This window comes from Streptomyces sp. B1866 (assembly GCF_031932565.1).
In the GTDB taxonomy this organism is placed as follows: Bacteria; Actinomycetota; Actinomycetes; order Streptomycetales; family Streptomycetaceae; genus Streptomyces.
Map to the genome: position 1 here is coordinate 13715 of NZ_JAVSCF010000056.1, position 13658 is coordinate 27372.

12 protein-coding genes and 3 pseudogenes are annotated in these 13658 nt (G+C 69.9%); 10 read left to right on the forward strand and 5 right to left on the reverse strand.

The annotated features are described in order from the left end of the window. Nucleotides 1-31 precede the first annotated feature (31 nt). From RKE29_RS10875 to RKE29_RS10890, 4 genes are all read right to left on the reverse strand, one after another. Nucleotides 32-379, reverse strand: coding sequence for a type II toxin-antitoxin system PemK/MazF family toxin (locus RKE29_RS10875; RefSeq protein ID WP_312004948.1), 348 nt, complete (start codon nucleotides 377-379; stop codon nucleotides 32-34). Continuing rightward, complete coding sequence (locus RKE29_RS10880; protein WP_312004949.1) at nucleotides 366-596, reverse strand: ribbon-helix-helix domain-containing protein; 231 nt, start codon at nucleotides 594-596, stop codon at nucleotides 366-368. Before RKE29_RS10880 ends, RKE29_RS10875 begins: the two co-directional genes overlap by 14 nt. Before the next feature lie 132 nt (nucleotides 597-728). Then, the gene (locus RKE29_RS10885) at nucleotides 729-1190 is read right to left on the reverse strand and encodes an NUDIX domain-containing protein (RefSeq protein ID WP_312004950.1); all 462 of its coding nucleotides are present in this window, start codon (nucleotides 1188-1190) and stop codon (nucleotides 729-731) included. 193 nt (nucleotides 1191-1383) lie between these two features. Then, nucleotides 1384-1746, reverse strand: a complete 363-nt coding sequence (locus RKE29_RS10890) for a hypothetical protein (protein WP_312004951.1) — start codon at nucleotides 1744-1746, stop codon at nucleotides 1384-1386. A 246-nt stretch (nucleotides 1747-1992) separates the two neighbouring features. Between RKE29_RS10890 and RKE29_RS10895 the strand changes: the two are divergent. Together RKE29_RS10895 and RKE29_RS10900 are read left to right on the forward strand one after the other, a co-directional pair. Beyond that, nucleotides 1993-2781, forward strand: a pseudogene (locus RKE29_RS10895) (Scr1 family TA system antitoxin-like transcriptional regulator); the annotation flags it as partial. 37 nt (nucleotides 2782-2818) lie between these two features. Further along, complete coding sequence (locus tag RKE29_RS10900) at nucleotides 2819-3040, forward strand: DUF397 domain-containing protein (RefSeq protein WP_312004952.1); 222 nt, start codon at nucleotides 2819-2821, stop codon at nucleotides 3038-3040. A gap of 59 nt (nucleotides 3041-3099) precedes the next feature. Here RKE29_RS10900 and RKE29_RS10905 read toward each other — a convergent pair whose 3' ends face one another. Then, on the reverse strand, nucleotides 3100-4590 hold the full coding sequence (locus RKE29_RS10905; protein ID WP_312004953.1) for a Fic family protein: 1491 nt from the start codon (nucleotides 4588-4590) through the stop codon (nucleotides 3100-3102). 150 nt (nucleotides 4591-4740) lie between these two features. On the opposite strand from RKE29_RS10905, the gene RKE29_RS10910 reads away from it, so the two are divergent. The 8 genes and pseudogenes from RKE29_RS10910 to RKE29_RS10950 form a co-directional block, all read left to right on the forward strand. Further along, nucleotides 4741-6219 (forward strand): ATP-binding protein, encoded by a 1479-nt coding sequence (locus tag RKE29_RS10910; RefSeq protein ID WP_312004954.1) that lies wholly within the window; start codon nucleotides 4741-4743, stop codon nucleotides 6217-6219. A 99-nt stretch (nucleotides 6220-6318) separates the two neighbouring features. After that, nucleotides 6319-6732, forward strand: a complete 414-nt coding sequence (locus tag RKE29_RS10915) for an SseB family protein (RefSeq protein WP_312004955.1) — start codon at nucleotides 6319-6321, stop codon at nucleotides 6730-6732. Beyond that, nucleotides 6729-7223, forward strand: a complete 495-nt coding sequence (locus RKE29_RS10920; protein WP_312004956.1) for a hypothetical protein — start codon at nucleotides 6729-6731, stop codon at nucleotides 7221-7223. Before RKE29_RS10915 ends, RKE29_RS10920 begins: the two co-directional genes overlap by 4 nt. A gap of 60 nt (nucleotides 7224-7283) precedes the next feature. Continuing rightward, nucleotides 7284-11767, forward strand: a pseudogene (locus RKE29_RS30805) (putative T7SS-secreted protein); the annotation flags it as partial. 326 nt (nucleotides 11768-12093) lie between these two features. Beyond that, entirely contained in the window at nucleotides 12094-12480 is a 387-nt protein-coding gene (locus RKE29_RS10935; RefSeq protein WP_312004958.1) for a hypothetical protein, read from the forward strand. Nucleotides 12481-12495: 15 nt separating this feature from the next. Beyond that, nucleotides 12496-12939, forward strand: coding sequence for a hypothetical protein (locus RKE29_RS10940; RefSeq protein WP_312004959.1), 444 nt, complete (start codon nucleotides 12496-12498; stop codon nucleotides 12937-12939). Between the two features lie 72 nt (nucleotides 12940-13011). Beyond that, nucleotides 13012-13284 carry a hypothetical protein gene (locus RKE29_RS10945; protein ID WP_312004960.1) on the forward strand — a complete coding sequence of 91 codons (273 nt, stop codon included), beginning with the start codon at nucleotides 13012-13014 and terminating at the stop codon, nucleotides 13282-13284. A 54-nt stretch (nucleotides 13285-13338) separates the two neighbouring features. Then, nucleotides 13339-13658: pseudogene (locus RKE29_RS10950) on the forward strand (hypothetical protein); the annotation flags it as partial.

Genomic DNA, 13658 nt, shown 5'->3' on the forward strand with positions numbered 1-13658 from the left:
CGGGGGCCGCCGGGCGGGCCTGCACGGCCGACTACAAGGCGAGGTGCAGGCGCAGAGCCGCGTCGAGCAGAGCCATCCGTTCCGGGGGAATCGCACCGATCCGGTGCAGCAGGCGTTCGACTGCCACCGCCCGGACTTGCTCGGCCTGCGCTTTCGAGTCGCGGTCCAGTCCGCAGGAGACGGCGTCGAGCAGGACCTGGAAGGGGAAGACCCGGTCCGTGTTCGAGGTGATGGGTACGACCGTCAACACGCCACGACCGTATCTGGCGGCGGACCGGTTCGCGGAGTCGTTCGAGACGATGGCGGCGGGCCGGGCCTTGCTCGCCTCGCTGCCGCGCACGGGGTCGAAGTCGATCAGGTAGATATCACCGCGACGCATCGGCGAGGCCGTCTCCCATGGCGCCGTCCCACGCGGCCGTGGACTCGTCCTGTCCCCACTCCTGCCACGCCTGCTGGTAGTCGTCCTCCAGTCGGGCGGCGCGGAGCAGCTCGATCGCGGCATGTATCACGGCGGAGCGCGAATCGGCAGAGGTCTCGGCTCCATACTCGTCGAGGAAGGCGACATCCGCCTCGGGCAGACTGACACTGATCTTCATACCCATAGTCTACGCTGATACTACCCATCTTGCCACCTTCGGCATTGGAAAGTAGCACCCATAGGTGGGACGGTCGCACGCGAATGGCAGTGAGGTCGGGCAGCGACGGCCCGGCGAGGGATCTCCCCGGGGTCAGTCCACAGGTTCGCGCAGGATCAGCCGTCGGTGGGACTCCTGGAGGTCTCGCGGGAGCCGGTCCGGTCGGAACCACCCGGCCTCCTCGATCTCGAAGGCGTCCAACCGGAGTTCACCACCGACGAAGAACGCTTCATAGGCCACTTCGACGCGGAGCCGGTAGCCGCTCTTCAGGTGCGCCGGACGCCCTTCGGCCACAGTGACCTTCAGCCCGGTCTCCTCCGCCACCTCGCGCACGACGGTGTCCTCGAACTTCTCGCCCGCGTTGGCATAGCCGGTGGGCAGCCCCCACTGGCGCCCCTCGGGCCAGAGCCGGTGCTTCAGCAGCAGCACCCGTCCCTCGTCGTCCCGCACGATTCCGGTGACGCCGACCATGAACGTGGCGTTCGCCAGCCACAGAACGCGCCACTGCATCCGGCCGTTGATCGCCCGCCAGAGTCTCGCAACCAGCCTTTTCATGGTCCGCCCCGGGATTTGTCGGCCTTGGTGTCATCTACCCCCGTGAGCGCTCACGATTCCGCATCTTGCGCCGGGCGCCAACTCGCCCTGGTTATAGGACCGGGGACGGACGGGCCCGGCCCGTGCGCCACGGGGGCGAGCGCACGGGCCGGGCGGTCGGCGACCGGCCGCAGACCGGACGGGAGGGCCGTCGTCAGGTGGCGGCCGGGGCCGCCGTGGTGGCCGGGTCAGAGCCGCCCGCCGTCGCGTGACGGATCTCCGGCAAGTCCCTCCGGAGCGCCTCGCGAATCGCCGCCACCCATTCCCGTGCCTCTTCCACCTGGATACTGCCCAGCGCAATATACGAACACGGGCGCGATTCCGTGCAGCGCTCGCACGGCCGTACGACCCGCGCCTCGGGCAGCCCGATCCCGAAATACGCCAGGACGTTCTCCAGCTCGGTGAGGGCCGCTTCCGCGTCCGCCGGCTCCTCCACGAGGTTCATCATGAGCCGCTGCGGGCGGCATTCGGGCACACGTTCGCCACCAGCAAGGCTGTGCGATTCCTGGTGGGTCAAAGCGCGCGATCGGATGGTGATTTCATATCCACCTGGGGCCACTTCGCGGAGTTCCTGTGTCATCCTAGCGACAACGGCCTGGAACGCCTCGGTCGTTGAGGGGGTGTTCGCCAACGGGTACCTCACGTAAGTCTGTTCGCTCTGGGGGAGAGCAGCCATCACTGCCGGACCAGTTTTACTCCGGCTGTCGCTGCGACCGGTAGGTCAGCGGTTTGCGGGGAGCGAGAACCAAAAAGGGGAGGAGCCATGCCCGCGCCCAAGGAGCTGGACCCGTCCGCGTCGCTGGCGGCGCTGTACGGGGCGAAAGTACGCAAGTTGCGCGTCCTCGCCGGGTGGACGCAGCAGCAGTTGGGGGACAAGGTCCACGTCACCCACAGCCGGATCGCCCAGTTCGAACTGGGTAACGAGGTGCCACCCAAAGACGTGAACGAGTCCCTGGACTCCGTCTTGAAGGCGGACGGGGACTTGACGGACCTGTGGGGACACGCCAGGCGTTCCCTCTTCGAGAACTGGTACCTGTGGTTCATCAAGTACGAGGCCAAGGCCGCAAAAATGGTCAAGTACCTGCCACAGACCGTCCCGGGCTTGCTGCAAACAGAGGCCTACGCACGCGCCTTGTTCGAGGGAGCACGCCCCAACCTCGGGGAACAAATCGAACGTGCCCTGTCCGAACGAATGGCTCGGAAGAAAATCCTGGCCCGACCCGAACCCCCTACAATGTGGACCGTACTCGACGAGGCCGTACTGCATCGCCGGGTGGGCAGTACCGCCACGATGTACGACCAGTTGAGCCATCTGCTGACAGTCCAGAAGGAAAACGACAACGTCGGCATCCAGGTGATTCCGTTCGACTCCCCCACACCTCCCGCTCTGGGAGGATCACTCACCGTCATGTCCTTCTCCCACCGCCCGGACCTGGCGTACCTCGAGGGTTCCAACAGAGGGATTTTGGTCGAAGACCCAAAGGAAGTGGCACGGTATGCGCTGATGCTGGAACATGTGCGGGCGATGGCGCTACCACCCGATGCCTCTGCCGACCTGATCCGATCCGTCATGGAGAGTAAGTACCGAAATGCACCACCCTCGACTCGACCTCAGCTCCGTCCAGTGGCACAAGAGCAGCCACAGCGGAAGCGACCTCATCACCGAGTGCATCGAAACAGCCCTCGGTATCCCCGGGTTCGTCCCCGTCCGCGACAGCAAGAACCCTGACGGCCCCGCCCTCGTCTTCCAGGTCCCCGCCTGGGACACCTTCGTCACCGCCGTCAAGCACGACACCCTCGGCCAGGCCTGACCCACCCCGCCACCGCACCCGAAGCCCCGCCCGCCCGGCGGGGCTTCCACGCGTGGCCCCTACGCCAGGTGCTCGGCGAACCGGCTGATGGCTGAGCTGAGCGCGTCGTCGACGACCTGCTCGACCTCCGGCCACCGCGTTTCCGCGTCGTCGGTGTGGACGAAGGTCACGCTCTCGGGAACGTTCGGGTGCTCGAACACCCGGAACAAGAACGCCGGACGCTCGGACTCGCTGGGCGAGGAGTCCAGAACCTCCGCGTAGACCGTCAGGGCCAGCACGCCCGTCTCGCCCCGGCCGACCTTCTGGACCGCGGCGATGAACCGCAGCAGTTGTCCCCGTACCCGCAGGTGGATACGGACCCACCACGAGCCGTCCGAGAGATTCGCGTAGAAGTCCGACAGCCGGGCGGCGTGCACGAGCTGACCATGCCAGTAGCGCGCCTCGGGGGCCGGAGGAGCGGCGCTCTGCACTCGCGCGAGGGCTTCGGGATCGAACTGCCTGAACGCCTCCTCCATCTCGGTGGACAGGTCGGTCAGGAAACGCGTCAGTCGGCGGTGCAGGTCGGCCGCGAGCTGTGCCGCGTTCCGGGCCTTGAGGGCGTGGTCCTCGACTTCCCGCGCCATGAGCCGGGAGGCGTAGGCACGGGCCACCGCCACCGCACCGACCGCGTCGGACACCGGGGAGAGCGGCGTTCGCAGCTCGGCGCGCAGTGCCTTCTCTTCGAGGCTGGCGAAAAGCCGGACCAGGGGGCGCAGGTCACCGGCGTTGGCCTCGTCGAGCGCCGCGATGTACGTGCGCCGCTGGGTCCGGTCCACCGTGATGGGCGCGAAATGCGCGCGCTGGAGGGCCAGGAGGGTGAGGGCTCTGGCCACCCGGCCGTTGCCGTCTGAAAACGGGTGGATCTGAATAAAACGGTGGTGAAGCCAGGCAGCACGCACGAGGGGATGCGCCTGGGCCGTCTCCCGGTAGAGATCGACCAGGCGTCGCATTTCCTCTTCCACGACCAGCGGCGGCGCGCACTGGAGGACCACTCCGTCCGATCGCGTGATCGTGTTGTCGAGTTCCTTCCAGGCGCCGGGCTTCAGACGGACGCTGACGGTCCTCCCGAACTGGTCTCGCCCTTCGTAGGTGGGCTGGTGGCGCACGATCAGCGCGTGCAGCTCCCGGACGAAATGGATCGACAGGTCGTGGTTCTCCCTGGACCAGTCGACCAGGTAGGAGAGAGCGTCGAACTGGTCCTTGATGATCGCGAGCGTGTCCTGTGTGACCTCGCCCTCGGTCGCGGCCACCTCAGTCGTCAGCCCCTCCGCGACCAGCGCTTCGGTGACCCCCCAGCTCATGTCGTACAGACGCTCGATGATGCCCGTCTCGATGGCGTGGCGGCGGAGTCCGCGTTCCAGCGACGCCCTGACCTCGGCGGGGGAGGCGGTGGCCTGCGTCTCCTTCCACGCTTCCTGGAGCGCGTCCACCGCGGCCAGCCGGGCGACGATTTCGCCGTTGAGATCCGGAAGCGGCTCGATCGGCCGCCAGGGAACGATCTCGTCGGACATGCCCGGAGTTTAGCGGTCTGCCCATGCCGCAGGGGTTGACGCTCGTCGCCGACCTCGCCGACCGGCGGGGCTCGCGCAGGCGCACGCCAGCCCGCAGCTTGGATAGGTCCAGTTATAATAACTGCACCTATCGATCCCTGGCGAGGCGTGATGGACAAGCCCCCCGAGATGTTCGACCGCGAGTTCCAGTGGGCCGAGCTGGCGCGGTTCGTGCGCTATCCGGGCCGTGAGGCCACGCTCGGCGTCGTGTCCGGGCGGCGGCGCCAGGGCAAGACGTTCCTGCTCGACGCGCTCACCCGGGCCTCGGGCGGCTTCATGTTCACCGCCACGGAGACCACCGAGGCCGACGCCCTGCGGCAGTTCGGCGCGGCGCTCGCCGACTACTGCGGGGAGCCGGTGCCGTTTCGCTTCGCGGGCTGGGACGAGGCGGTAGCCCGGTTGCTGCGCGTCGCTACGGACGGGCCCACGACCGTCGTCATCGACGAGTTCCCCTTCCTCGCCAAGGCCTCGCCCGCCCTGCCGTCCATCATCCAGCGCGCCCTGGACCCCTCGGCCCAGCGCGACAACACGCCCGTGCGGCTGCTGCTGTGCGGCTCCGCCCTGTCCTTCATGGGACGGCTGCTGTCCGGCAGCGCCCCGCTGCGCGGCCGGGCCGGGCTCGAACTCGTCGTGCCGACCCTGGACTACCGCCTCGCCGCCCGGTTCTGGGAGATCGCCGACCCCCGCACCGCCGCCCTCACCCACGCCGTCGTCGGCGGCACGCCCGCGTACCGGCGGGAGTTCACCCAGGGCGACACGCCCCAGGGGCCCGACGACTTCGACGACTGGGTGGTCCGCGCCGTGCTCAACCCTGGCCGCCCCCTCTTCCGCGAGGCCCGCTACCTGCTCGCCGAGGAGCCCGACCTGCACGACACCGCGCTGTACCACTCCGTACTGGCCGCCATCGCCCTGGGCAACGCCGCGCGCGGCGGCATCGCCGACTACCTCGGCCGCAAGTCGACCGACCTCGCGCACCCGCTCAGCGTCCTGGAGGACGTCGGCCTCATCCGCCACGAGCCCGACGCGTTCCGGGGCAACCGGTGGGCCTACCGGATCGCCGAACCCCTCGTGACCTTCTACCACGCCGTCATGCGTCCTTCCTGGGGCGACCTGGAGCGCCCCGGCCGCGCCCCGGCCGTATGGGGCCGTGCCCAGTCGACCTTCCGCAGCAAGGTCCTCGGGCCCCACTTCGAGACCCTGTGCCGGGAGTGGGCCCGGTGGCACGCCGCGCCGGAGACCCTGGGCGGCCACCCTGCCCGCGTCGCCAGCGGAACGGTCAACGACCCGGCCGCCAGGACCAGCCGCGAGGTCGACATCGCCGTCTTCGGGCACTGCGAGGACGCCGGACCCGACCGCGAGGCCCTGCTCGCCATCGGCGAGGCCAAGTGGAACGAGACCATGGGGCTCGGTCACCTGCGCCGCCTCCAGCACATCCGCGACCTGCTCCGCGCGCGGGGCGCCGTTCCCGCCGACGGCACGCGCCTGCTGTGCTTCAGCGGAGCGGGCTTCTCCGACGACCTTCGCCGCGCCGCCGACCAGGACGGAGCCGTCGCGCTCGTGGACCTGGCGCGGCTCTACGGCGGCGAGTAGCACGGGCGACGGACAGGACCACGGCCATGGACGCGCCCGGGAGGCCCGCCCGGCGGGCCTCGTTGCGGCAGCCGACCGGCCGGTGTGACGATGGGCCGCATGGAGTTGGCCGGGCACATAGCGGCGGTACGGGCGGGGACCGGGGATCCGGCCGCGATGGTGGGCGAGTTCCGGCGTACGGCCGTGCTGGTGCCGGTCGCCGACGGCGGGCTGATGACCGGGGAGTTCGGCGGAATCCGGTGGATCTACGCGTTCACCGGCGAGGAGCCGCTGGCGCGCTTCGCCCTGGCCCGCGGGGCGGGTCCCGGCCAGGAGTGGGCGTACGTCGCGGTGCTCGGCGCGCGGCTGGTGGACGCCATGGTGCCGGAGCTGGGCGTTCCGGCCGGGGTGGCGGTCGACGTGGCGGACGAGGCCGGGGCCATGCTGTTCCCGCCGGTCACGGGCATCGTCCCGGACGGCGCCGCCGTCGACGCCGACGAGGCGGAGGCCGGCGCGCGGCAGGGAGAGGCGTGAGCGGTCGCGGCGACCTGGAGGTCGGCAAGGAGTCCGTCGATCTGATCACCCGGGGTCTGCGGTCCGCCGTCGGCGAGCTGAAGGGCATCGGGGGCACCACCGACGCGCTTCAGGGCGCGGGCCTGTCCGAGCTGGCCATGACCAAGATGGAGGCGGGCGGCGGCGGGCTGGCCGACGCCTTCGAGGGGTTCTGCGACCAGTGGGAGTGGGGGGTGCGGACGCTGGTCCAGGACGCGAGTGAGCTGGCCGACCAGTTGGGGATCGCGGCCGGGACCCACTGGGAGGAGGACCGGTACCTCGCGGGCACGCTGAAGGTCGCGGTGAACGCCGTGTCGCCCACCGGCAACCCGCACGCCTCCGAGGAGGAGGTCGCGGACCAGAGCTGGGACGACGTCCTCACCCCCGACGCGCCGGACTACAGCGGGCGCTCCTTCGAGCAGGCGGGCCACGACGCGGCGCAGACCTGGAAGGACGCCGCCGGCGGCCGGTGACGGGAACCGGCGGGCGCGGGACATCGACAGGCCCGGAAAGCCGTTTGAGGGGGTGCACCGTTGGGGCTCGGGGACTTCGTACCGGACCCGGTCAAGCACATCGTCAAGAAGGCCGAGGAGAAGGTCGGCGAGGCCGTCGACGACGTCGGCCACTTCACCGCCGACCGGATGGAGGACATCGGCTGGGACAGCGGCGCGGACTGGGTCCGCGACAAGTCCGACTCGGTGGCGAACCGGCTCGGCGCCGATGTGGACGAGTTGCAACTCGACGAGACCGAGGACCCGAAGAAGCTCATCCACGGCAGCCCCGGCAAGCTGCGCTCCACCGCCGGGCACCTCACCGACCTGAAGACCGCCTTCGACGACGTGGGCCGGGGGTTACAGGGGCTGGACTCACACTCCTTCCGGGGCGAGACGGCGGACGCCTTCCGGGAGAAGGCGGGGCTCCAGCCGAAGAAGTGGTTCACGGCGGCGGACGCGTGCGAGAAGGCCGCCGCCGCGCTGCGCGACTTCGCCGGGACGGTGGAATGGGCTCAGCAGCAGGCCGAGGAGGCCGTGCGCCGGTACAAGCAGGGCAAGAAGGCGTCCCACGACGCCCGCGCCGCGTACCGCGACCAGGTGGACGCGTACAACAAGGCGGTCGACGCCTACAGTGACACCCCCGCCGACCGACGCGACCGCGACACGCTGCCCGCCCGGCCCGGCGCGTTCCACGACCCGGGCGCGGACGACCTGAAGGCGGCCCGCGACATCCTCTCCGAGGCGCGCAGGCAGCGTGACGACGCGCACCGCGGCGCCACCCGGGCGGTCCAGCAGGCCCGCGCCCTGGCCCCGCCGAAACCGTCGTACGGGGACCGGGTCGAGGCGGGCGTCGGCGGGCTGCGGCTGGACGCGGAGCACTTGTCGGGCGGGGTGGTGCGCGGCACGGCGGGCCTCGTGGACTTCGCCCGCTCCCTCAACCCCACGGACCCGTACAACCTCACCCACCCCGCCACGTACCTCGCGGGGCTGAACGGCACCGCGGCCGGGCTGGCGCGGATGGCCGCGAACCCGGCCGGGGCCCTGTCGGACATGTGGGGCTCCTTCGAGAAGGACCCGGCCGAGGGCGCGGGCCGCCTGGTGCCCGAGCTGATCGGCACCAAGGGGCTGGGCACGGCGGGCCGTACGGGCGCGGCGGCGCGGGAGCTGGGCGCGGCCGGGCGGGCGCCGGGGCGCGGGATGCTGCGGGACGCCGGCGGCCCCGCGGAGTACGGCAGGCCCGACCACGCCCGTACCTCCGGCGGCACGGACCCGGTGGACCTGGCCACCGGCCGGATGTACCTGGCGCAGACGGACGTGACGCTGCCCGGCACGCTGCCGCTGGTCTTCCGGCGGCGGGTGGAGTCGGGGTACCGGGCGGGGCGGTGGTTCGGCCCGTCCTGGTCGAGCACGGCCGACCAGCGGCTGGAAATCGACGCCGAGGGCGTGGTGTTCGTCTGCGAGGACGGGCTGCTGTTGTCCTATCCGCACCCCGCGCCCGGCCTGCCGACCTGGCCCGCGACCGGGCCGCGCCGCGCCCTGGAGCGCACGGCGGCGGGCGACTACACCGTCACCGACCCCGGCACCGGCGAAGTATGGCACTTCACCGGGCCGGAGGGCGGCGGCGACGGCGAGGCGCACCTGGCGGAGGTCACCGACCGGGGCGGGCACCGGCTGGTCTTCGAGTACGCCGCCGACGGCACGCCGCTGGGCGTCGTCCACTCCGGCGGATACCACCTGCGGTTCACGGTCGCCGGCGGCCGGTCGCGGGAGCGCCGGATCGCCGCCCTGCGTCTGGCCGGGGCCGGTCCCGGCGGCGCCGACCTGGAGCTGGTCCGCTACGGCTACACCGCGGACGGCGACCTCGCCGAGGTGACGGGCTCGACCGGCCGCCCGCTGCGTTTCGACTACGACGACGCGCACCGGGTCACCGCCTGGACCGACACCAACGACCGCCGCTACGACTACGTCTACGACCACCGCGACCGCTGCGTCGCCGAAGGCGGCACCGAGGGCCACGTCTCGGTGCGCATCGCCTACGGCGAGCCCGACCCCCGTACCGGCCACCGGGTCACCACCGTCACCACGCCCGAGGGCCACGCCACCCGCTACGAGGTGGACGACGCGTGCCAGGTCGTGGCGGTGACCGACCCGCTGGGCCACACCACCCGCACCACCCACGACCGCACGGGCCGCGTCCTGACCCGCACCGACGCGCTCGGCCGCACCACGAGCCTGCGCTACGACCCGGCGGGCCGCCTGCTGGCCGTCACCCGCCCGGACGGCCGGGGGACCACCGCCGTCTACGGCGACCTCGGACTGCCGGTCGTGGTCACCGACGCGGACGGGGCGGTGTGGCGGCAGGAGTACGACGCGTACGGCAACCGCACCGCGCTGACCGACCCGGCGGGCCACACCACCCGCTACGGCTACGACCCGCGCGGGCACCTCGCCTCGGTCACCGATCCCCTGGGCGCGGTCACGCGCGTGCGGTGCGATGCGGCGGGCCTGCCGGTGGAGATCGCCGACCCGCTCGGCGCGGTGACCCGGTANTGACCGACCCGGCGGGCCACACCACCCGCTACGGCTACGACCCGCGCGGGCACCTCGCCTCGGTCACCGATCCCCTGGGCGCGGTCACGCGCGTGCGGTGCGATGCGGCGGGCCTGCCGGTGGAGATCGCCGACCCGCTCGGCGCGGTGACCCGGTACGACCGCGACGCCTTCGGCCGCCCGGTCGCCGTCACCGACCCCCTCGGCGCGGTCACCCGCCTGGAGTGGACGGTCGAGGGCCGTCTGGCGCGCCGCGTCCGGCCGGACGGGACGGCGGAGACCTGGGAGTACGACGGCGAGGGCAACCGCGTCCGGCACGTGGACCCGTGCGGCGGCGTCACCCGTTACGAGTACACGCACTTCGACCTGCTCGCCGCCCGTACCGGCCCGGACGGCGTGCGGTACACCTTCGAGCACGACACCGCGCTGCGCCTTCGCAGGGTCGTCGACCCGCAGGGCCTGACCTGGACATACACCTACGACCCGGCAGGCCGCCTGACCTCCGAGACCGACTTCGACGGCCGCACCCTGGCCTACGGCTACGACGCCGCCGGGGCCCTGACGTCCCGTACGAACCCGCTGGGCCAGACCGTCACCCTGGAGCGCGACGCGCTCGGCCGCGTCGTGGGCAAGGACGCGGCGGGCCGGGCCACGGCGTACGCCTACGACGAGGCGGGACGGCTGGTTTCGGCCACCGGCCCGGACGCCGAACTGGTCCTCCAGCGGGACCGGCTGGGCCGGGTCAGGTCGGAGATGGTGGACGGCCGCGTGGTCGGCCACGCGTACGACGCGGCGGGCCGCCGGGTGCGCCGTACGACCCCGGCGGGCGCGGTGTCGACGTGGGCGTACGACGCGGCGGGCAGGCCCACGCGCCTGACCGCCTCGGGCCACACGCTGGACTTCGCCCACGACGCGGCGGGCCGCGAACTGACCCGCCGCATCGGCGAGGACCTGCTGCTGTCCCACACCTGGGACCCGCTGGGCCGCCTGACCGCCCAGTCCCTGGCGGCTGCTTCGTCCCCCCTGCACGCGCGTACGTACACCTACCGCCCCGACGGCCACGTCACCGCAATGCACGACACCGGCACGGGCGCCCACGCCTTCGACCTGGACGCGGCGGGCCGGGTGACGGCGGTCCGCGCTCCCGAGTGGACGGAGACGTACGCCTACGACGCGGTGGGCAACCAGACCCACGCCACCTGGCCGGACCACCACCCCGACCCGGCGGCCACCGGCCCGCGCGCGTACACCGGCACGCGCGTCACGCGCGCGGGCCGCGTCCGGTACGAGCACGACGCGGCGGGGCGGGTGGTGCTGCGGCAGAAGGACCGCCTGTCGAAGCGACCCGACACCTGGCGCTGCGAATGGGACGCCGAGGACCGCCTCACGGCCGTCACCACCCCGGACGGCACGCGCTGGCACTACCGCTACGACCCGCTGGGCCGCCGCATCTCCAAGCAGCGCCTGACGCAGGCGGGCGAGGTGGCCGAACAGGTGGACTTCACCTGGGACGGCACGACGCTCGTGGAGCAGACCACCACGGCGGCCGGACTGCCGCACCCGGTCACGCTCACCTGGGACCACGACGGCCTCCACCCGCTGACCCAGACCGAACGCATCACCGACGCCACCACGCAGGCGGAGATCGACCGGCGCTTCTTCGCCATCGTCACGGACCTGGTCGGCGCCCCGACCCACCTGGTGGACGAGGCGGGCGGGGTGGCGTGGCGCACGCGGGCCACGCTGTGGGGGACGACGACGTGGAACCGGGACGCGACGGCGTACACGCCGCTGCGCTTCCCGGGCCAGTACGCCGACCCGGAAACGGGCCTGCACTACAACCACCACCGCTACTACGACCCCGCGACGGCCCGCTACGCCTCTCCGGACCCGCTGGGGCTGGTCCCGGCGCCGAACCCGGTCACGTACGTGCACAATCCGGTGACGTGGGCCGATCCGCTGGGGCTCGCGCCGTATTCAGCTAGCCCGCCGCAGCAAACGGTGGTACAAACACCGGAGATAATAGCTTCCAAACCGCTCAAGCCAAACCAAGCCATGGATTCATGGGAAGAGTTTTTGGGCGACGGCCCTTACACCAACATTCATCCCCGAACGGGCTTGCCCGACCCTGACCGCCTCGTCTCGGCCGACGGCCACCGAAGCATCCGTATGGGACCTCACGAAATGAACAGCAAGCCAACGAAATTTCATTTCCACATGGAAACCTGGGATTTCATATCACCCACCAACGAGTGGGTAATTGGCAACACCATGACCAGAGTACCCCTCGGAGTCAAATAGTGCAGATCACGATCACCAACTCCAGCCAGACGAAATCGAATCTGGTGGAATTTGAGTGCCAATCAGGGAGAGCCTGGGGGCTCTGGAAGGGAGAAACCCCTCCGACCGTTGGGAGCACATTTCACGTCGAGTTCGATGTCCCCGATACTCTCACATCCTGGGCAACAGGAAAACAGGAAGCGGTGGCCAGCGAGAATTCCGAACCCGAGGGCAGGGCGAGACTCACCGGAACCGTTGAAGCCGTGGGGACAGACGCGGTCGTAAGCCTGCGAATGGGGAACGACCTGCTACTAATCGAATTCACGCAAGGAGTTGAACTCCCCGAAATCGGCTCCCGTATCACTCTCCAGGCATCGCAAATCGATATCTACCCCTACTTTCTCTGACACCATGGGGCGCACATGAAGAGAAAGAGCTCGACGGGGCTGCGCCTCAACGAGCTGATTATGACTCAAGGTGGTCATGAACAGAAGGTAGCGCCCATGAGGGTAAAATTCGCTGGCCCCCAGAGAGTGGAAGAACGTTACCACCAGGGCGCAAACACACTGAGCCTCGACAGAGAATACGTGGTCCTGGAAGTATATTCACGAGACGACAGGAACACTCGGTTCCGGATCGAGTACTCCCACCTTGAACACTCCGCCCTGTTCGACAGCCGCCTCTTCTCAGTGACGTCCACAAAAATCCCGCCTTCCTGGGAATTCTTCATGCTGGAGAGCGGATCGTTCTCGCTTCGCCCAGCATTCTGGAACCGTCCGGGTTTCTGGGAGGCCTTTTACGATCACGAGCCCTGGGCTCTCGAAGCCTACGAGCAAGAAAAAGCCAAGATCCTTGCCGCATCGTAGACATGCCAATTGACAACACCATGGCCAGAGTCACGTCGTCACGGTCATGATCCCAAAGGAGATGAATCTGCCATGAATCCAGAGGGGCAGTTCCTGAGCATGATTGACCGATTTCTGAGCGGCCAGGACCAGTCGACTCACCTCGTCAGCGAAATCGAAGACGTTCTCGTGCAGAATTTTCTCGACACGGAGATCTCCGAGACCCTGGCTGAGCCCATCGCGCTGTACCGCCCGCAGGCCGGCCTGCCGTACACAGATGAGAAAGACATGGCCGATGCCCTGGCCGTGGCGCGGAACCTGTTCACCGGTAGCCAGGACCGGGCCGAACCGCCGGGCCAGGCGTGATGCGTGCTCGGATCTTGGACGGGGCCGGGTGAACGACGAAGGGCGCGACCGTCCGTGATCACGTTGGTGCCACTCAGCATGATCGTGAAGGCCGCGCCCGCATGCCATCCTTGCGCGGGCGGCGGGCGCCAGCCGGACGAACTGAAACCCACCGCCCTGTGCCATCTTCCGGCAGAACGCCGACGGCAGCGACGAAAAGGGGGCCCATTGACGCGGTATGAGGAACTATCCCCTTACGAATACAGCGTCGGATCTGTCCCCGAGGGAGTCGAGGCAGTCAACATCGGCTGGCTGGAGGAGGGTGACGACTTTCCTCGCGGTGAAGTACCGGAGGAATTCGTTCAGTCACTGAGGTTTTCTCAACGAAGATCACT